The sequence below is a fragment of the Streptomyces sp. A01 genome (assembly GCF_059026195.1).
The window spans coordinates 186,737-206,694 of sequence record NZ_JBWLKN010000011.1 but is presented as its reverse complement, the minus strand read 5'-3'; the positions used below and the strand labels follow the sequence as shown (position 1 = coordinate 206,694).

General features: G+C 70.4%; 17 protein-coding genes. 7 read left to right on the top strand and 10 right to left on the bottom strand.

Going from position 1 to position 19,958, the window contains the following annotated elements; all coding sequences use genetic code 11:
* Positions 1-26: 26 nt before the first annotated feature.
* The 6 genes from AC5P1B_RS17515 to AC5P1B_RS17490 form a co-directional block, all read right to left on the bottom strand.
* Complete coding sequence (locus AC5P1B_RS17515; RefSeq protein WP_493888145.1) at positions 27-764, bottom strand: TerD family protein; 738 nt, start codon at positions 762-764, stop codon at positions 27-29.
* 100 nt (positions 765-864) lie between these two features.
* Entirely contained in the window at positions 865-2,016 is a 1,152-nt protein-coding gene (locus AC5P1B_RS17510) for a DUF475 domain-containing protein (RefSeq protein ID WP_493888143.1), read from the bottom strand.
* A gap of 48 nt (positions 2,017-2,064) precedes the next feature.
* Positions 2,065-2,640: a TerD family protein gene (locus AC5P1B_RS17505; RefSeq protein WP_493888141.1), complete on the bottom strand. Its 576-nt coding sequence runs from the start codon at positions 2,638-2,640 to the stop codon at positions 2,065-2,067.
* Between the two features lie 329 nt (positions 2,641-2,969).
* Positions 2,970-3,545, bottom strand: coding sequence for a TerD family protein (locus tag AC5P1B_RS17500; RefSeq protein ID WP_493888225.1), 576 nt, complete (start codon positions 3,543-3,545; stop codon positions 2,970-2,972).
* Positions 3,546-3,712: 167 nt separating this feature from the next.
* On the bottom strand, positions 3,713-4,171 hold the full coding sequence (locus AC5P1B_RS17495; RefSeq protein WP_493888139.1) for a peroxiredoxin: 459 nt from the start codon (positions 4,169-4,171) through the stop codon (positions 3,713-3,715).
* 111 nt (positions 4,172-4,282) lie between these two features.
* Positions 4,283-4,723: a DUF3052 domain-containing protein gene (locus AC5P1B_RS17490; protein ID WP_493888137.1), complete on the bottom strand. Its 441-nt coding sequence runs from the start codon at positions 4,721-4,723 to the stop codon at positions 4,283-4,285.
* 529 nt (positions 4,724-5,252) lie between these two features.
* Between AC5P1B_RS17490 and aceE the strand changes: the two genes are divergently transcribed.
* Complete coding sequence (aceE, locus tag AC5P1B_RS17485; RefSeq protein WP_493888135.1) at positions 5,253-8,000, top strand: pyruvate dehydrogenase (acetyl-transferring), homodimeric type; 2,748 nt, start codon at positions 5,253-5,255, stop codon at positions 7,998-8,000.
* 203 nt (positions 8,001-8,203) lie between these two features.
* On the opposite strand, the gene AC5P1B_RS17480 is transcribed toward aceE, so the two are convergent.
* Positions 8,204-8,626, bottom strand: coding sequence for a peptidase inhibitor family I36 protein (locus tag AC5P1B_RS17480; RefSeq protein WP_493888133.1), 423 nt, complete (start codon positions 8,624-8,626; stop codon positions 8,204-8,206).
* A gap of 417 nt (positions 8,627-9,043) precedes the next feature.
* A complete protein-coding gene (locus tag AC5P1B_RS17475) occupies positions 9,044-10,651 on the bottom strand; it encodes an MFS transporter (protein WP_493888131.1) in 1,608 nt (535 codons plus the stop codon).
* Between the two features lie 139 nt (positions 10,652-10,790).
* On the opposite strand from AC5P1B_RS17475, the gene AC5P1B_RS17470 reads away from it, so the two are divergent.
* From AC5P1B_RS17470 to AC5P1B_RS17445, 6 genes are all read left to right on the top strand, one after another.
* Entirely contained in the window at positions 10,791-11,504 is a 714-nt protein-coding gene (locus tag AC5P1B_RS17470; RefSeq protein ID WP_493888129.1) for a TetR/AcrR family transcriptional regulator, read from the top strand.
* 299 nt (positions 11,505-11,803) lie between these two features.
* A complete protein-coding gene (locus tag AC5P1B_RS17465; protein WP_493888127.1) occupies positions 11,804-13,024 on the top strand; it encodes an alpha/beta hydrolase in 1,221 nt (406 codons plus the stop codon).
* A gap of 102 nt (positions 13,025-13,126) precedes the next feature.
* Positions 13,127-14,032: a DUF4429 domain-containing protein gene (locus tag AC5P1B_RS17460; protein WP_493888125.1), complete on the top strand. Its 906-nt coding sequence runs from the start codon at positions 13,127-13,129 to the stop codon at positions 14,030-14,032.
* A 405-nt stretch (positions 14,033-14,437) separates the two neighbouring features.
* Positions 14,438-15,877: a sensor histidine kinase gene (locus AC5P1B_RS17455; protein ID WP_493888123.1), complete on the top strand. Its 1,440-nt coding sequence runs from the start codon at positions 14,438-14,440 to the stop codon at positions 15,875-15,877.
* A complete protein-coding gene (locus tag AC5P1B_RS17450) occupies positions 15,874-16,551 on the top strand; it encodes a response regulator (RefSeq protein WP_493888121.1) in 678 nt (225 codons plus the stop codon). Before AC5P1B_RS17455 ends, AC5P1B_RS17450 begins: the two co-directional genes overlap by 4 nt.
* A gap of 318 nt (positions 16,552-16,869) precedes the next feature.
* Positions 16,870-18,150, top strand: coding sequence for an alpha/beta hydrolase (locus AC5P1B_RS17445; protein ID WP_493888119.1), 1,281 nt, complete (start codon positions 16,870-16,872; stop codon positions 18,148-18,150).
* A gap of 235 nt (positions 18,151-18,385) precedes the next feature.
* Here AC5P1B_RS17445 and AC5P1B_RS17440 read toward each other — a convergent pair whose 3' ends face one another.
* The gene (locus AC5P1B_RS17440; protein ID WP_493888117.1) at positions 18,386-19,402 is read right to left on the bottom strand and encodes an aldo/keto reductase; all 1,017 of its coding nucleotides are present in this window, start codon (positions 19,400-19,402) and stop codon (positions 18,386-18,388) included.
* 5 nt (positions 19,403-19,407) lie between these two features.
* Positions 19,408-19,857, bottom strand: coding sequence for a MerR family transcriptional regulator (locus AC5P1B_RS17435; protein ID WP_493888224.1), 450 nt, complete (start codon positions 19,855-19,857; stop codon positions 19,408-19,410).
* Between the last annotated feature and the right edge of the window lie 101 nt (positions 19,858-19,958).

Sequence of the window (19,958 nt, the reverse complement as noted above, 5' to 3'; positions counted from 1 at the left end):
CGCCTCCCCGGCACGCGCTCACCGCGTCACACCTTGGCCTGCTTGTATCCCCGGCCCCACTGCAGACCCCACCCGTAGAGCCGGTCGAGTTCGGCCTGAAAGCCGTAGACGTACTTCACCTCGCGGCGCACCATCATCTCGCCCTTGACGTTCTCTATGAGCACCACGGCGCACGAGCGGGCCTGCGGAGCGCGCTCGTCGAGCGTGATCTCGATCCTCGGCCCGTTGCTCGGGAAGAGCGTCACTATGCCGTGGGTGCGGTCGAAGGCGGGCGTGCCGTCGTAGATGTAGACGAAGACGAGCAGCCTGCTGAAGTCGTCCTTGTGGTCCATGTTGACGTAGACCGTCTCGCCTGACGGCGACCCGAACCGGTCGTCGCCGCTGAGCTGCACATACGGCGGCTCGTTGAGCGAGCCGAAGAAGCTGCCGAGCGGCTGTACGACGCCCTTGCCGCCGCTCTTGAGCTCGTACATGCACGCCAGGTCGAGGTCCACATTGACCATCGCGGGCCCCTGGGCCTGCACCATCTCCGGCTGGAACATCCGCATCGGGTGCCGCAGCAGGCTCTTGCCGCGCGCCGACCTGGTGTTGAAGTCGGAGGTCCGCATGCGCCAGGAGAGGTTGACCCGGAGGTTGCCGCTCGCCGCGCCCTGCTTGGTCAGGGAGACCGAGGGATGTCGTCGGGTCAGTTCGACGGCGCCTGACGCGCTGCCGCTGTCGAAGTCCTGCCCGGTCCCGCGTCCCCAGTTGTCCCAGAATGCCATGCCCGCACTCCCCCACTCTCGGTGCCCACAACGAAGGGGCGGCCGCGAGGTGAACCCTCGCGGCCGCCCCCTTCAGAGCGTTCCCTCATCCTGCCCCAGGTCACACTCCTGAGGAGACCTCGGACTTCTCCTTCGAGCCACCGGGGCCCTCGCCGCCGTTCGCCGCGATGCGGCGGTTGCGGTGAACGGAGGACCAGAAGGAAGCAGCGATCAGACCGACGCCGATGAGGCCGGTGATGACCTCGTGGATGTGCCACTTGATGGTGATCATCAGCAGGACGGCGAGAGCGCCGATCGCGTAGTGCGCGCCGTGCTCCAGGTAGACGTAGTCGTCAAGGGTGCCCTGGCGGACCAGGTAGACGGTGAGCGAACGGACGTACATCGCGCCGATGCCGAGGCCGAGCGCCATCCAGAAGATGTGGTTGGTGATGGCGAAGGCACCGATCACACCGTCGAACGAGAAGGAGGCGTCCAGCACTTCGAGGTAGAGGAACATGAAGAACGCGGCCTTGCCGGCGAGTCCGACCAGGGTGGGGTCCTTGCCCTCCCGCTTGGCCTCTTCCTCGGCCTCGTGTTCCCGTTCTTCCTCTTCCTCCAGCTTGTTCTCGAAGTGTCCCGAGAGCCCGCCGACGACGAGATACGTGATCAGACCGGCGATGCCGGAGAGCATCACCGTGGCCGCCTTGTCCACATGCCCGCCGCTGTGCTGGGCGGCCTGGGTGGCGATGGTGGTCGCGACGACCAGCAGACCGATCAGCGCGACACACACCGAGAACCCGTTGATCTTGCCGAGCCGGGACAGCGGGCGCTCCAGCCAGCCGATCCACTGGTGCTCACGCTCATCGAAAATGAAGTCGAGGAAGATCATGAGCAGGAACATGCCACCGAAGGAGGCAATGGCCGGGTGGGCGTCGGTGACCAGCTGTTCGTACTTGTCGGCGTCGTTCATCGCCAGCTTCACGGCCTCGATGGGACCGAGCTGCGCGGTGACGGCCACAATGACGACGGGGAAGACCAGCCGCATGCCGAAGACGGCGATGATGATGCCGATACTGAGGAAGATCTTCTGCCAGAAGGCATTCATCTTCTTCAGCACACCGGCGTTGACGACCGCGTTGTCGAAGGACAGCGAGATCTCAAGCACCGAGAGGATCGCGACAATGGCGAACGCCTCCCAGCCCCAGAAGATCGCGGCACAGGCGAGTCCCGCGGCGGTGACGCCGAAGGACCAGCCGAAGGTTCTCAGGAGCACTGGCCACCCAATCGTGTGTGAGGGTCCCCCGCGCGCTTGTGCGCGGTTTTACGAAACGTTGACCCCGAAGTCTAGAGCGATACCTCGCAGACCCGACGCGTACCCCTGACCCACGGCACGGAACTTCCACTCTCCCCCGTACCGGTAGACCTCACCGAAGATCATCGCCGTCTCGCTGGAGGCGTCCTCGCTGAGGTCGTAGCGGGCCAACTCGCTGCCGTCCGCCTGGTTGACGACGCGGATGAACGCGTTGCTCACCTGCCCGAAGCTCTGGCCCCGGCTGTCGGCGTCATGGATCGACACCGGAAAAATAATCTTGTCGACATTCGCCGGAACCTTGGACAGATCCACGATCAGCGACTCGTCATCACCCTCGCCCTCGCCGGTGAGGTTGTCGCCCGTGTGCTCGACGGAGCCCTCGGGACTCTTGAGGTTGTTGTAGAAGACGAAGTACTCATCGCCGAGCACCCGGCCCGACTGGCACAGCAGCGCGCTGGCGTCGAGGTCGAACGGCGCTCCCGTGGTGGAACGCGCGTCCCAGCCCAGTCCCACCAGCACCTGGGTGAGATTCGGCGCGGCCTTCGAGAGGGAGACATTGCCCCCCTTGGCGAGTGTTACGCCCATGTTTTTACGTCCTCCCCGGAAATCTGGCGCCTCGTACGACTCGCACTGCGTCACCCGCACTACTCGTACCGCGCGCTCTGCTGGTCCTGCCAGTACTGCTCATACTGCGTGTTCCGCTCGTTCTGCTCGCTCCCCGCGCGCCGCTCCGCGAGGACGTCCCGGCGTCCGGGCCCGGCGACCGCGTGGCGGCACCGCGCCGCCCCCGGCACCGCGCCCGTGGGTGCCGCGTCGCGGGACGCGTCCGGCGCCGCACTCCCGGGATGAGCGGGCCCCCGGCGGAAGGTCGGGAGGTGTGCGGCGCCGGAGCGGTACGGCCTGAGGGGCGTCGGTCAGACGTTGACGCCGAAGTCCTGGGCGATGCCGCGCAGGCCCGAGGCGTAGCCCTGGCCGATGGCGCGGAACTTCCACTCCGTACCGCTGCGGTACAGCTCGCCGAAGACCATCGCGGTCTCGGTCGAGGCGTCCTCGCTCAGGTCGTAGCGGGCGAGCTCGACGTTGTCGGCCTGGTTCACGACGCGGATGAACGCGTTACGCACCTGGCCGAAGCTCTGCTGGCGGGTCTCCGCGTCGTAGATCGAGACCGGGAACACGATCTTGTCGACGTCGGCGGGAACGCCCGCGAGGTTGACCTTGATCTGCTCGTCGTCGCCCTCGCCCTCACCGGTGATGTTGTCACCCGTGTGCTCGACGGACCCGTCGGGGCTCTTCAGGTTGTTGAAGAAGACGAAGTTGCCGTCGTTGGTGACCTTGCCCTCGGCGTTGGCCAGCAGCGCGCTGGCGTCAAGGTCGAAGTCAGTGCCCGTGGTGGTACGGGCGTCCCAGCCGAGACCGACGATGACCGCGGTCAGGTTAGGGGCTTCCTTGGTCAGCGAGACGTTGCCGCCCTTGCTGAGGCTGACTCCCACGAGTCCTCCCATTCGAGTTTCGTCAGGAGCACATCGTGCCCCCGTGCATACGGTTGCCATCGGATCAACGTGTCGATCCTAGTGAGCGGTTCCCTCCGACCGGTACGACCGTGCGCCGGTCTTCGGGGGTGTCGCGCCCGCCGGGGGCGCCATCCGCACCGGGCAGGTCAGAGCGCTTCGAGCGCCCGCGCGTAATCGGCCAGGTCACGGGCGTCGGGCAGACCGTTGACAACGGTCCAGCGCACCACACCCTCCTTGTCGATCACGAAGGTGCCGCGCAGCGCGCAGCCCTTCTCCTCGTCGAAGACGCCGTAAGCGCGCGACGCCTCGCCGTGCGGCCAGAAGTCGGAGAGCAGCGGGTAACCGAGGTTCTCCTGCTCGGCGAAGACGCGCAGGCTGAACGGCGAGTCATTGGAGACGGCGAGCAGCTGCACATCGTCGTTCACGAACGTCGGCAGCTCATCGCGGAGCGCGCACAGCTCGCCCGTGCAGACGCCGGTGAAGGCGAAGGGGTAGAAGAGCAGCACGACATTCTTCTTGCCGCGGAACTGGGAGAGCGTGACCTGCTCGCCATGCTGGTTCTTCAACGCGAATTCGGGGGCCTTCGTACCGACCACGACAGCCACGGGGAGATATCCCTTCGAAGGAAGCTCAACAGATCGCGACCACCCTACGCGCAGAGCCCCCGCCCGAACGTCGTCGGAGGGGGGCTCTCACACGGGTGCTGCCGAGCGACCTCAGCGCTTGCTTGAACGAGCCGACTTCGGGGTGACCAGGCGGCTCCCGCTCCAGTCCTTGCCCGCGTTGATGCTCTTGGTCTGGGACAGACCGGCGGTCTGCGCCGCCTCACCGATGTCGCTGGGCTCCACATACCCGTCGCGACCGGTCTTGGGGGTCATCAGCCAGACCGGGGCGCCTTCGTCGATCATGGTGATGGCATCCACGAGCGCGTCGGTCAGGTCGCCGTCGTCCTCTCGGAACCACAGCACCACGGCATCGGCCACATCACCGTATTCCTCGTCGACGAGCTCGGTACCGGTGAGCTCCTCGATGGCTTCACGCAGCTCCTGCTCGACGTCGTCGTCGTAGCCGATCTCCTGGACCACCTGCCCGGGCTCGAAACCCAGCCTGGCGGCCGGGTTGGTCCGCTCCTCCGCGTGGTCCGCGGTCGCGCTCACGGATTGCCTCCTGTCATCCTGCAGAAATTGTCTTGATCGCCCCGCGCGGGCGCGGGGCATTGGGCGTAGTCCACACGGGCCGGGCTGTTCGCGCAAGTACCCGGCCACCGATCCCGCCCAAACGCGTGGGGCCGCCCCCATACGGCGTTATGCGGAGCATACGGAGTGAAGGGGGAGGCTCGCCGCACTCCCCATCAGACGCCACAGGGCGCAGTGATCCAGAGCACAGGCATTTGCCCGGCTTGTGAAGTTATTCGGCCACCTTAGGCCACCGGGGCCCGAACGGCCGTACACAAGGGACTCCCATAGGGGGCGTAAGGTTGCGATTTGGCCGTCGCCAGCCGACGGGTCTCTCAGCGCCTTCCCGTCTCACCCCGTGGTGGTTACCACCCGGTAGAGATGACGTATCCGGTTTCCGCGGTACACGATGGAGGACGGCGCGATACCCGAGGGACAGGTAACCGACCCGCGCGTGCGCAGCATCATTCGCGTGCAGAGCACGACACGACCCGAACAGTGAAGGAACAGCGTGGCTTCCGGATCAGATCGCAACCCGATCATCATTGGCGGCCTTCCCAGCCAGGTCCCGGACTTCGATCCCGAAGAGACCCAGGAATGGCTCGACTCGCTCGACGCAGCCGTCGATGAGCGAGGCCGGGAACGGGCCCGCTATCTGATGCTCCGCCTGATCGAGCGAGCCCGTGAGAAGCGGGTAGCCGTGCCCGAGATGCGCAGCACGGACTACGTGAACACGATCGCGACCAAGGACGAGCCGTTCTTCCCCGGCAACGAGGAGATCGAGCGCAAGGTCCTGAACGCGACCCGCTGGAACGCGGCCGTCATGGTCTCCCGCGCGCAGCGCCCCGGTATCGGCGTCGGCGGCCACATCGCCACCTTCGCCTCTTCCGCCTCCCTCTACGACGTGGGCTTCAACCACTTCTTCCGGGGCAAGGACGAGGGCGACGGCGGCGACCAGATCTTCTTCCAGGGCCACGCGTCGCCCGGCATCTACGCCCGCGCGTTCCTCCTGGACCGGCTGAACGAGCACCACCTCGACGCCTTCCGCCAGGAGAAGTCGAAGGCGCCGTACGGCCTCTCCAGCTACCCGCACCCGCGGCTGATGCCGGACTTCTGGGAGTTCCCGACCGTCTCCATGGGCCTCGGCCCGCTCGGGGCGATCTACCAGGCGCGGATGAACCGCTACATGGAGGCGCGCGGCATCGCCGACACCTCCAAGTCGCACGTGTGGGCGTACCTCGGCGACGGCGAGATGGACGAGCCGGAGTCGCTCGGCCAGCTGTCCATCGCCGCCCGCGAGGGCCTGGACAACCTCACCTTCGTCGTCAACTGCAACCTCCAGCGGCTCGACGGCCCGGTGCGCGGCAACGGCAAGGTCATGCAGGAGCTGGAGTCGCAGTTCCGCGGCGCCGGCTGGAACGTGATCAAGCTGGTGTGGGACCGCAGCTGGGACCCGCTGCTCGCGCAGGACCGCGACGGCGTGCTGGTCAACAAGCTCAACACCACCCCGGACGGCCAGTTCCAGACGTACGCCACGGAGACCGGCGCGTACATCCGGGACCACTTCTTCAGCGGCGACCACCGGCTGCGCGCCATGGTCGAGAACATGACCGACGACCAGATCCTGCACCTGGGCCGCGGTGGTCACGACCACAAGAAGATCTACGCGGCGTACGCGGCGGCCAAGGAGCACAAGGGCCAGCCGACGGTGATCCTCGCCCAGACCGTCAAGGGCTGGACCCTCGGGCCGAACTTCGAGGGCCGCAACGCGACCCACCAGATGAAGAAGCTCACGGTCGAGGATCTCAAGCGCTTCCGGGACCGGCTGCACCTGCCGATCGCGGACAAGGAGCTGGAGTCGGGGCTGCCTCCGTACTACCACCCGGGCCGCGACTCCGAGGAAATCCAGTACATGCACGACCGCCGCCACGGCCTCGGCGGCTATGTGCCGACCCGTGTCGTGCGCGCGAAGCCCCTTCCGCTGCCCGAGGAGAAGACCTACGCGGCGGCCAGGAAGGGCTCCGGCCAGCAGTCGATCGCCACGACCATGGCGTTCGTGCGGGTCCTGAAGGACCTCATGCGGGACAAGGAGATCGGCAAGCGCTTCGTGCTGATCGCCCCCGACGAGTACCGCACGTTCGGCATGGACGCGTTCTTCCCCTCGGCGAAGATCTACAACCCGCTGGGCCAGCAGTACGAGGCCGTGGACCGCGACCTGCTCCTCGCGTACAAGGAGTCGCCGACCGGCCAGATGCTGCACGACGGCATCTCGGAGGCGGGCTGCACGGCCTCGCTGATCGCGGCGGGCTCGGCCTACGCCACGCACGGCGAGCCGCTGATCCCGGTCTACGTCTTCTACTCGATGTTCGGTTTCCAGCGCACTGGCGACCAGTTCTGGCAGATGGCCGACCAGCTCGCGCGCGGTTTCGTCCTCGGCGCGACCGCCGGCCGGACGACGCTGACCGGTGAGGGCCTCCAGCACGCCGACGGCCACTCGCAGCTGCTCGCCTCGACCAACCCGGCCGTCGTCGCGTACGACCCGGCGTTCGGCTACGAGATCGCGCACATCGTGCGGGACGGCCTGCGCCGGATGTACGGCGAGACCGCCGACGGCCAGGTGGGCGAGGACGTCTTCTACTACCTCACCGTCTACAACGAGCCGATCCAGCACCCGGCGGAGCCCGCCGACGTGGACATCGAGGGCATCCTCAAGGGTGTCTACCGCTTCAAGAACGGCGACAAGGGCGCCATCCCGGCGCAGATCCTCGCGTCCGGTGTGGCGGTGCCGTGGGCGGTCGAGGCCCAGCGCGTCCTCGCCGAGGAGTGGAACGTCCGGGCGGATGTCTGGTCGGCCACCTCCTGGAACGAGCTGCGCCGCGACGCCGTCGAGGTGGAGGAGTACAACCTGCTTCACCCGGAAGAGGAGCAGCGCGTCCCGTATGTGACGCGGCAGCTCTCCGGTGCCGAGGGCCCGTTCGTGGCCGTCTCCGACTGGATGCGCGCCGTTCCCGACCAGATCGCGCGCTGGGTGCCCGGCGCCTACCAGTCGCTGGGTGCCGACGGTTTCGGCTTCGCCGACACCCGTGGGGCGGCTCGCCGCTTCTTCAACATCGACGCCCAGTCGATCGTCCTCGGTGTGCTCACCGAGCTCGCGAAGCAGGGCAAGGTCGACCGCTCGGCCCTGAAGCAGGCCATCGACCGCTACCAGCTCCTGGACGCCGCCGCCGCGGACCCGGGCGCGGCGGGCGGCGACGCGTGACGCGGCGCTGAGCCTTGACCGGCTGAGGGTGAGACGGCTGGGCCCGGACCTTTCTGGTCCGGGCCCAGCCGTCTTTCGTGCCGTCTTTCGTCACCCGCTCCGCCGTCGCCAGGTGGCTGTTTGTCGCGGCCTGTGCCTCTGCGCGGCTGCCGGCTTCCCGGCTGCCGGCTTCGTGCGGGCGTCCCCGGTCGGCTTCCTGCGGGTCAGCGTTCCCAGATCTTGATCGCCCGGATCTGGTACGGCGACTCCGGAGCCCACGTGCCCTGCCCCGGATACGTGTCGTACTCGCCCGTCTCCTGGCACTCGGCGCTCTGGTACGTCGTGACCGGCCGCCCCGTCCGGTTCGCCAGCGAGGCGGCCGTCGCGCCCGCCGGAAGCGGGACGCAGCTTTCGATGTCGGTCCCGGACAGCTCGTAGGCATGGCGGGGCCCCGTGAAGTGCGAACGCTCCCACAGGCACAGCTGGCCCGCCGCGCACTCGCCGAGCCGCCCCTTCGCCCCGGCCTGGGCCGCAGGCGTCGCACCGGACGCCCCCGGCTGCCCGGCCGTCGCCTGCGGTGGCGCCAGGGCCACCGCCGCGGCCGCCAGCACCCCTGCGGCTGCCACCGTCGTCATGATCATGCGCATGGCCATCACTCCCCGTGTGTGGTCGTTCGGTCGTTGGTGTTCAGTCGGTCGGGCGGGACGCACCGGGCGGGCCCGCCTCCGGGAAGCCGGGCCGTCGCCGGTCCGCCCCCTCGTGACCGCAGCCTGCTGGGCCGCGCGACACCGCGCCAAGGGCCCGCCCGGCACTCGACCCGGATAGGGGACAGCCCCGCCGGTTTGAGCCCGGCGGGGCCGTCGATACGCGAGGTTGACGCCGCCCCGCCCGGCGCCGGAGGCAGCGGCGCGGGAGCCGGCGGCGGGCAGCCGCCGGGCACGGCTCCCGGCGGGGGACCGAGCCAGGTCCGGCGGGGGCGGGAGCCGGGGTTCAGCGGAGGCGGCCGGGGCCGCGCCCGCGCGTTCCCGGCGCTCCCAGCGCGGTCCGAGGGGCCGCGCGCTCCCTCAAACGTGTGCCGAGCCCGCCGCCGCCTCCGCGTTGCTGCCGCGCTTGGTGAACACGGCGACGCCGGCCGCCAGCGCGGCCACGATGGCGGCGACGGTGAACGAGAGGCCCATGCCGGACATGAACGTCTCGTGGGCGACGTGGGTGATCTTCTCGGTGATCTCCGGCGGCGGCGGGTTCTGCTTGTCCACGGGCGGGAGCCCGACGGCGACCGCGTCGGCCGCCTTGCCCATCTCGTGCTCGGAACCGGGCGCCAGCTTGGCGTCGGCCCAGTTGCCAGGGAGGTCGTTGTCGACCCTCGCGGCCATCACGGCGCCGAGCACGGCCGTGCCGAGGCTTCCGCCGACCTGCATGGCGGCCTGCTGGAGGCCACCGGCGACGCCCGAGAGCTCCAGTGGCGCGTTGCCCACGATGACCTCCGTCGCGCCGACCATCACGGGCGCGAGTCCCATGCCGAGCATCGCGAACCACAGGGACATCGGGCCGGTCCCCGAGCCCGCCTCCAGGGTCGACAAGCCGTACAGCGCGACAGCGGTCAGCACCATGGCGCCGACCAGCGGGACGCGCGGTCCGACCTTCGTGATCAGCGCTCCGGCGGCCGGGGAAGCGATGATCATCATCGCGGTCAGCGGCAGCAGGTGCAGGCCGCTGTCGACCGGGCTCATGCCGTGCACGTTCTGGAGGTAGAAGGTCACGAAGAAGAGGCCGCCCATGAAGCCGAAGGCCATGAGGATCATCAAGACCGTACCGGCGGACAGGGGCACGGACCTGAACAGCGCGAGCGGCAGCAGAGGTTCCTTGGCGCGGGTCTCCCAGAGCGCGAAGACCAGGAAGGTCACGAGGGCGAGGCCGAGGAAGAACAGCGTCGTGGTGTCGCCCCAGCCCCACTCGGGGGCCTTGATGAGCGACCAGATGAGAAAGAACATCGCGGCGGAGAGCAGCACGATGCCGGGCACGTCGAAGGAGCGCGGGGCGTTCTCCGCCCGGTGGTCCCTGAGGATCACCAGGCCGATGACGAGCGCGATGACGCCGACCGGCACGTTGACGAAGAAGACCGACTGCCAGTTCACGTGCTCGACGAGCAGGCCGCCGACGATCGGGCCGCCCGCCGTGGACGCGCCGATGACCATGCCCCAGATGCCGATCGCCATGTTCAGCTTCTCGGCCGGGAACGTCGCGCGCAGCAGGCCGAGCGCGGCCGGCATGAGCAGGGCGCCGAACAGGCCCTGGAGTACGCGGAAGGCCACGACCGCCGAGACGTCGCCGGAGAAGCCGATGGCCGCTGAGGCGGCGGCGAATCCCCCGACGCCGACCAGGAAGGTCTGCCGGTGGCCGAAGCGGTCGCCGAGCTTGCCCGCCGTGATCAGCGCGACAGCCAGGGCGAGCAGATAGCCGTTGGTGATCCATTGCACGTCGGCGAGCGAGGCGCCGAGGTCCTGCTGGATGGCGGGGTTGGCGATGGCGACGATCGTGCCGTCCAGGGCGACCATCATGACGCCGATCGCGACGGATATGAGAGTCAGCCACGGATGCCCCCGCAGCCCCCGGCGGGGCTCCGGTCCAGGGTTCTCCGGCGCCGCGTCGGCGACGGTGGTCCGAGAAGTCATACGAGGAGATTAATGTCAGCCTCTGACAATTGACAAACATGTTCAACAGCTGGTGGCTGCCATATAGCCTCCGAGTATCCTGAGCCGCCCGAGCCGGACCGGCCGGAGCCCCCGTGGCCAGGGAGAGACCGGAAAGGTGATGACGGAGTACGTGGCACCACCGACCGGCTTGCGCCAGCGCAAGAAGCAGCGGACCCGCGACGCCCTGGTGCGCTCGGCGCTGGAACTCTTCACCGAGCGGGGATATGACGACACGACGGTGGACGAGATCGCCGACGCCGTCGATGTCTCGCAGCGCACCTTCTTCCGCTACTTCGCGAACAAGGAGGAAGTCGCCTTCGCCGTACAGGATCTGGTGGAGGCTCACTTCTACTCCGCCGTGCTCGACCGGCCCGCCCACGAGGCGCCGCTGACCGCCCTGCGCAATGGCGTCCTCACCGCCTGGGACAGCATCAACGAGGCCATCCAGGAAATCGTCCCGCTCGATCTCCACCTGCGCACGTACCGGATGATCGAGTCCACCCCGGCACTGCTCGCCGTCCATCTGCGCCGTTTCGCCGAGCTGGAGGAACGGCTCGCCCGGGAGATCGCCCGCCGCGAAGGCGTGGACATGGACACCGATCCGCGACCGCGCGTCATCGTCGCCGCGTTCGGCGGAGTGATGCGGGTGTCGGGAATGGTCTGGAGCGAGGGCGAGGACTGGACGGTCGAAGCGCTGCGCTGGCTCACGGAGTCCTATCTGGACGGCCTCGGCCCGGCGCTCGCCGGGGACTGGCACGGCCCCGCGGAGGCGCGTCGGCCCGCCGGGCCCGCCGCGCGGGAGCAGCGAGACGAGCGCGACCAGCGGGGCTGAGGGAGCAGCGGGGCGTACGGGGATCTGCGGGGGCGTGCGGAAGCGCGAGGGCCCGTACGTGCGGGATGTGCGAGGTGTACGGGATGTACGGACGCAGAGGAAGCGCGGGACGTACGGAAGTTGAGGGGCGCAGAGGGGCACACACCGCACCAGCGGACGAATCCCGTCAGAATCCCCGCCGAATTCCGCGAGAACAGCGCCATCAACCCAACCAAGTGCACTCAAATGTCCGTATTTAATCGTGAGATGGCTCACCCGTTTTGGCGAGCGCCGCCCCCCGTCTCCTAGGGTGTTGCGTGGTGACTTCCTTCCCGGAGCTTGGCTCCCCCTTTTCGCTGTCATGGGCTCACACGGCTACCGCATGGCGCACGCTCCTCGCGCTGGCCGTGGTTTTCGTGCTGCTCGCCACCACCGGCTGGACGGCCATCAGAAGCCACAGAGCCACCGGTGACCCGCTGAGCGTCTCCTTTGCCGACTGGCGGAAGGGCACCATCAGCGGACGTGCCCTCCCGGACCCGGACTCCCCGCCGCGCCGCCTGGCGCGGTTCTTTGACTCGCTCACCGGGGCCCAGCTCGGCCGCCTCGTCCAGCGCTACCCGCTGGCCGTCGGCAACCTCAACGGCGCCCCCGTCGCTCTGCGCTACCAGGCGAACCGGCTCGCGCTCAACGACGCCAGGCTGGTGGAGCGCGAGCGCACGCACGACGACCGGCTCACTCCGCTGGGGCAGAAGGAAGCGAGCCGCCGCATGCACCGGTTCGAGTCGCTGCTCGGCACGGGGCGCCAGATCCTGGCGTTCGACCCCTCGGGAGCGGGGCGGGCGGCCGAGGTGTTCGGGGACCTCGGCAAGGCGAAGCGGGTGTCGGTCGTGGTGCCCGGTGTGGACACCAACCTCCTGACGTTCGAGCGGACCGACCACGAGAACGCCGCACCGGTCGGCATGGCCCGCTCGCTGTACGCCGCCGAGCGGACGGCCCAGCCGAAGGCGAAGACCGCCGTGATCGCCTGGGCGGATTACACCAGCCCCGCGGGCATCGGCATCGACGCCGCCACCGGCAGCCGCGCGAGGGCCGGGGCGGACCGGCTGCGGGCCACCCTCAGCGGCCTGCCCACCCGCTCCACGGTCTCGCTGTTCTGCCACAGCTACGGCTCCGTGGTCTGCGGGGTGGCCGCCCACGACCTGCCGCGCAGCGTCACCGACATCGCCGTCTCCGGCAGTCCCGGCATGCGCGCCGACCACGCCTCCGACCTGCGCACCCGGGCGCGGGTCTGGGCGACACGGGACAACGGGGACTGGATCGCCGACGTGCCGCACCTCGACGTCGCCGGGCTCGGGCACGGCGCCGATCCGGTCTCCTCCGGCTTCGGAGCGCGGGTGATGTCCGCCGACGGGGCCGCAGGCCACGCCGGCTACTTCGAACCGGGCACCACAAGCCTCACCAACTTCGCCAAGGTCGGCGTCGGCGCGTTCGCGTCAGTGAGCTGCGATCACGGAGACGCCTGCACGACGGGGCTCGGCTGAGCACCGAGCAGGACTGGGGGCCGCCGCATGCCGAATAGAGGTTTGACGCGCGTAGCGCACCAAGGGGGGACGGGCGGGCGACCGCCACATACGATGAGCCACATGGGTGATGTGCTGGCCGGTTTTCACACGGTCTGGGAGTTCGACACCGACTCCGTGCTCATCCGCTTCGAACGGGGGATTCGTACGCCGAAGCTGCTCCAGGCACTCGGCGAACGCCGCGTCCCCTACGAGGCGTTGGCAGGCGTCGAGCTGACTCCTGGCAAGCGCGGAACAGTGGCGCTGCGCGCGGTGCCGCGACCCGGCGCCGATCCGCTGATGGAAGCGGCGGACGGGCAACTGAAGGAGGGGTGCGATCCGTACCGGCTGGTGCTCCCAGCCGAGCGGGAGACGCTCGCCGAGTACTACGCCGACGAGATACGAGCGGTCCTGGGCCCCGAGGCGAAGACACCCGCCGACACCTATCTGGTGGCGGCGCCCGCGCCGCCGCTGACCTTCAAGGCGTACGACGGCAAGGCGTCCTTCGACGGGACGGCCGTGGCCTTCCGCTGGTTTTGGACCGGGGCGTCCTCCGCCAAATGGAAGGCGGGTGACCAGCGCTTCTCGGTCGCCGAGCTGTCCGGTGTCGAGTGGCGTTCGCCCGAGGTGTTCAACGGCCACCTGCGGCTGATCGCGCGCGGAGCCGACGGCGACCAGCCTGGCGAGGCCGATCAGGACCCGGCCGCGGTCGTCTTCGGTATGGGCTACGGCCTCGTCCACGACTCGCTGCCGTTCGCCGCCGCCGTCCTGGAGGCCGTACGGGCCACCGCACCGGTCGACGGGCCCCTGGGCCTGACCCGGCGCGGCGCCCAGCACTCCGGGGTCGCCGAGGAGAAGCCATCGGGCGCCCGGCCCGACCCGGCCGACATCGCCGACCGCATCCGCCACCTCGGCGAGCTGCACCAGTCCGGTCTGCTGACCGACGACGAGTTCACCGCGAAGAAGGCGGAGCTGCTGGCGGAGCTGTAGCCGGCACACCGGGCTCCGGGGGCCGCCCCGGAGCCGTACCGGCCCGCGGCTCCGGGAACCCCGTGCGGGCCTGCTCCAGGCCCGTGCCGGGCGGGTCGGCGCCGGAGAGTCCGTCCGGGAGCGGTGCGTACCGGGCAGGTCAGCGCCGGAGGGTCGGGACGGGGCCGTGCGGGAGGGTCCCGTCCGCGGTCGCGGTCCCCGCGGACCCGGTCCCCGCGGAACCCGGAAGTCCGGCTGGTCCGCTGTCGGCGCGAGCCGTGCGGGAAGCACCCTGCGGGGAGCGTGCGGGACGCGTCTTGGCGCACGCGGCGCCGGGGAGCCACGACCCCCTACCCAGGTATGACCTGCGGCCCAGCCCTCCGGTATGACGTGGCGCCCGCGGCGCACGCCTAGGCTGGGGACGTCATGCCCACCACGCCGCCCCCACCGCCCCCGAGGCCGCCGCAGCCGCCACGGCAGAACCCCGTGCACACCGCGCGGCGCGCGCTGCGTGGCGTCGTGCACGACCTGGGGACCCCGGTGGACCCCGCCACGCTGCGGCTCGGGCCCGCCGAGCGCCGCTGGCCGCGCCGCTTGCAGTTCCTGCTCACCGCCGCCCTCACGGTCATCCTGCTGGGCACCACCATCACGGTGCTCACCACCGAGTACGGGCAGCCAGGGGCGCTCGCCGGAGCGCTCGCGACGGCCCAGACCATTCCGCTGCTGCTCAGCGTGACCCGGCCGCTCCAGGCGTGGTGGATCATCTTTCCCGCCCATGTCGTGGGCGCGTTCACCCTGCTGGCCGCGCCGCGTGTCGACGACCACGGCTGGCCGTGGACTCCGGGCGCGATCGGCGGATACGTGCTGCTGTCACTCGCTCTCGGCCTTCGCGAGAAGCGGCCCACGCTGGTCACGGTCTGGCTGCTGACCGGGGCCGCCGGGCTGATCTTCGAACTGGTCTCGCAGGACCGCAGCGACGGCTCCCCCGTCCTGCTGTTCGTCCTGTCCGGCGTCGCCCTCCTCATCGGCGGCGCACTGGGGGAACGCGGCGACGCGCAGCGGCGGCTGGCGGAGCAGGAGACGATCAGCGAGGCGGAGCGCTCCCGGCGCACGCTGCTTGAGGAGCGGGCCAGGATCGCGCGGGAGCTGCACGACGTGGTCGCCCACCACATGTCGGTGATCACCGTGCAGGCCGACAGCGCCCCGTACCGCATCGAGGGGCTCTCGCCCGCGGCACAGGAGGAGTTCGGCACCATCGCCGCCACCGCGCGTGACTCGCTGACCGAGATGCGCCGCCTGCTCGGTGTGCTCCGCAACGACGGGCAGGCGGGCGCGCACGGCAGCGCGGAACGGTCCCCGCAGCCGGGCATCGACCGGGTGCCGCAGCTCGTCGAGGCGACCGTCAGGGCCGGGGTGCCGGTCGAGTGGGAGATCTCCGACGCCGTGCACCGCCTCGGCCGGCTTCCGCAGGCCGTGGATCTGTCCGCGTACCGCATCGTGCAGGAGGCCCTGGCCAACGTGGTGCGGCACGCGCCGGGCGCCGCCACCCACGTCTCCCTCACCGCCACGGGCAGCGATCTCAATGTGCTCGTCATCAACTACGCGCCGGCTCAGCCCGCGAACCAGCCGCTGGAGACCGCAGGGACCGGCCACGGCCTGGTGGGCATGCGGGAGCGCGTCCGGCTCGTGGGCGGTGCGCTGGACACGGGCCCGCTGCCCGACGGCGGCTTCCGGGTCGCCGCCCGGCTGCCCATCGGCCCACCCGGGTCCGCCACGGCTGACGGCGCCTTCGGTCCCGCTCACCACGTCCCCCCGTCCGCTGACGCCGGCCACTCCCCAGAGAAGAAGGACCCCACAGCCCCATGACGACCCGGGTGATCATTGTCGACGACCAGGCCATGGTGCGGGCGGGCTTCGCCGCGCTGCTCGCCGCGCAGAGCGACATCGACGTCGTCGGCGAGGCCCCGGACGGGCGGCAGGGCGTCGAGGTCAGCCGCCGCACCCACCCCGACGTGGTGCTGATGGACGTGCGCATGCCCGAGATGGACGGCCTGGAGGCGGCCCGGCAACTGCTGTCCCCGCCGCCCGGCGTGACCCACTTGCCCAAGGTGCTGATGCTGACGACGTTCGACGTGGACGACTACGTGTACGAGGCGCTGCGCGCGGGTGCCAGCGGCTTCCTGCTCAAGGACGCGCCGCCCGCCGACCTGATCTCCGCCGTGCGCGTGGTGGCGGCCGGGGAAGCGCTGCTCGCCCCTTCGGTGACCCGGCGCCTGATCGCCGACTTCGCCCGGCAGCGCCCGGCGCCCCGCAAGGACCCCGCGCTGCGCCTCGCCGGGCTCACACCCCGCGAGACCGAGGTGCTTGAGCTGATCGCGCGCGGCCTGTCCAACACGGAGATCGCCGCCTCACTCATCCTCGCCGAGCAGACGGTCAAGACCCACATCGGCCGGGTGCTGGCCAAGCTCGGGCTGCGCGACCGCGCCCAGGCCGTGATCTTCGCGTACGAGTCAGGGCTGGTGGCCCCCGGCACGCGGTGACCGGCAGGCAGTCGACCTTGACCGGCGATCAGTCGACCGGCGGGCCGTGACCGGCGCGCGGTCACGGCGCTCGGTATCAGCGCTCGATGCGTGCGTCTGGCCCGCCGTGCGCCCGCGCGCCGCGCACGGAAGCACGGTGCCCCGCCCGCTGCTGACACGCCTGGCTTCCCCGCCCCCCTACTGCGGTATCACCCGGCGATACCCCGGTACCACCCGGGAGTTGGCTCCGTGGGGTGACGCCGCCTCACCCGTCCGCTTCTTACCTTCCCTCCGCCAGGCCGCCACAAGGCGAGCCTCCGGACGAGGGAGAAGGTCATCATGGGGCTGCGGTTCGCGCTCTTCAAGAGGCGGCGTGGCAGCGGCAAGCGCACGCTCGTCGCCGCGGCGCTCGCGGTCACCGCCGTCGCGGGGAGCGCGGGATGGGCGGTCGGGCACACCCAGCCCGCCATCACCGGCCCGCCACCCGGCGCCGCCGCCTGGCGTGCCGACCACTCCCTCGGTCGCGAACGGCCCGACCCGGCGAACGCCTCGCCCACCGCCGTCGCCCGCTTCTTCGCCGGACTCGACCCGGCGCGGCAGCGGTCGCTCGCCGCCAGGCACCCGCTGGTCGTGGGGAACCTGGACGGTGCGCCCGTACGGCTGCGTTACGAGGCCAACTCCCGGGCGCTGACGGCGGAACGCGGCAAGGAGCTGGCCCGCGCCGCCGATACCGGCCTGACCGGGCGGACCCGTGAACTGGCGCGCGAACGGGCCGGGCAGTACGCCACGCTGCTCGAAGGCGACCGGCACATCCTCGCCTTCGATCCACGCGACCGGGGCCAGATCGCCGAGGTCTACGGGGACTTGACGACCGCCCGGCGCGCAGCGGTGATCGTGCCGGGGTCGGACATCGACCTCGGTGCGTACACCGGGCAGGACGCCGGTGGCGGGAACGCCGGTGACGAGGGCGCCGAGCCGTACGGGACACCGGTCGGCATGGCGAAGTCGCTGCGTGCCGAACTCGCGCGGCAGGCCCCGTCGACCGGCACCGCCGTGATCTCCTGGACGGGCTACTCGACGCCGGTCGGCCTCGGCCCCGACGCCGCCACCGGCCGCCTGGCGGCGGCGGGCGCGCCTCGGCTCGACCGGTTCCTGGGCGGGCTCGCCGCCGCCGAGGGGGCGCCCGCCGCCGCGCCCACCGTGCTGTGCCACAGCTACGGCTCCGTCGTCTGCGGGCTCGCCGCGTCCCGGCTCGACGGCGGCGAGGTGGCCGACCTGGTCGTCCTCGGCAGCCCGGGGATGCGGACGAACAGCGCCGCCGGTCTCCACACCGGCGCCCGGGTCTGGGCGGCGAAGGACGGCTCCGACTGGATCGGCAACGTGCCCCACATCGAGCTGTTCGGCCTGGGGCACGGCGCGGACCCCGCCTCCAGCGGGTTCGGCGCCCGGGTGCTGTCCACCGCCCGGGCCGAGGGCCACACCGGCTACTTCGCGCCGGGGACGGAGTCGCTGCGCAACTTCGCCCGGGTCACCCTCGGCGACTTCGGCGGCGTCCGCTGCGCGGTCGACTCCGGCAGCGAGCCCGAGGACGCCACCAAGTGCCGCGCTGACCTGGTCTGAGTCCACGCCCCGGCGGCGACACGGCGCGAAGGCCACGGCGGGTACTCCTCGCCGTGGCCTTCGTCCGCCGCCTGTTCCACACGACGGTCACCGCGCTCCTCGCCGGGTCCGCGCGGCTCCCTCCCCGTCCCCTTGGGCGCACCCCCTCAGGGGCGCGAGGAACTGCGCGACCGGCCACAACACACCCGCAGAGGGCGACCCATGGGCAGAGGCTCCCCCAGCTGAGCGCCAGCGGTTACGCCCGGCCGACCGACGTGAAGGTCATGTCCGCGTAGCGGCCACCGGCGACCTGGCCCGCGATGGGCTCAAGCTCCGCCAGTTCCTCCGCGCCGAGCACGATGCGGGTGGCCGCCGTGTTCTCCTCGATGCGCGTGCGCTTGCGGGTGCCGGGGATCGGGACCACGGGAAGACCGTGCACGTCGGCCCGCTGCTGGACCCAGGCCAGCGCGATCTGGCCCAGGCTCGCCTCGTGAGCCGCCGCGATCTTCCGTACCGGCTCAAGCAGCGCCGCGTTGGCGGCCGCGTTGTCGCCGGTGAAGCGGGGCTGGGTGCGGCGCCAGTCGTCGCTGCCCAGTTCCTGGTCGGCGTTGACGAAGGAGCCGGTGAGGAAGCCGCGGCCGAGCGGCGAGTACGGGACGAAGGTGACGCCGAGCTCCTTGGCGGCGCTCACCACGCCCTCCTCGACGTCCCGGCTGAACAGCGACCACTCGGACTGCACCGCCGCGATCGGGTGCACGCCCTGCGCGGCGCGCAGCTCGTTGCCGGAGACCTCGCTCAGCCCCAGGTGCTTGACCTTGCCCTCGGTGACCAGCTCGGCCATGGCGCCGACGGTCTCCTCGATCGGCACGTCCAGGTTGCGCCGGTGCATGTAGTAGAGGTCGACGTGGTCGACGCCGAGGCGGCGCAGGCTGCCCTCGATGGACTGCCGGATGTACGCGCGGTCGTTGCGGATCTCCTGGAACGAGGGGTCCTCCTCGCGCCGTACGATCGCGAACTTGGTGGCCAGCGTGATCTCGTCCCGGTGGGCCTGGACGAACGGGGCGATGAACTTCTCGTTCAGGCCGAAGCCGTAGATGTCGGCCGTGTCGAACAGGGTGACGCCCAGTTCCAGCGCCCGCTCCAGCGTGGCCCGCGCCTCGGCCTCATCCGTCGGCCCGTACGAGTGGGTCATGCCCATGCAGCCCAGGCCCTGCACGCCGACCCGGGGTCCGCCCTTGCCCAGTCCAACGGTCGCGATCTTGTCGGTGCTCATAGCCTTCAGGCCCTCTCCGACGCCCGCCGGGCGTCAGCATAGATATCGATCTTGTAGTCGAGGACGGCGAGCGTGCTCCGCAGCTCGGCGATCCGCTGGCGTACGTCCTCCCGGTGCGCGGTCAGCAGTTCCTCGCGCTGGGGGAAGGTGTGCTTTCCCTCACGGACCAGCTCGGCGTAGCGGACCATGTCCGCGACCGGCATGCCGGTCAGCCGCAGCTTGCCCACGAGGTCGAGCCAGTTCAGGTCGCGATTGCTGTAGCGGCGCTGCCCGGTGTGCGACCGGTCCACGTGGGGCATCAGCCCGATCCGCTCGTACCAGCGCAGGGTGTGCGCACTCAGTCCGGTCGCCGCGACGACCTCGCTGATCGTGTACTGGTCCTGCCCGTCGGGACGCGGATGCGCCACGGGCCCGATGCACAGGCTGGGCCTTGTCTCGGCGATCACGCTGTCCATCACGGTCATGCTGTCCACCCTTCGCAGGTTCGTTCCCTCGCGATGCCCTCAACGCTAGAGAGCTGGAGTGCACTCCAAGCAAGCGGATATTTGAGTGCGTC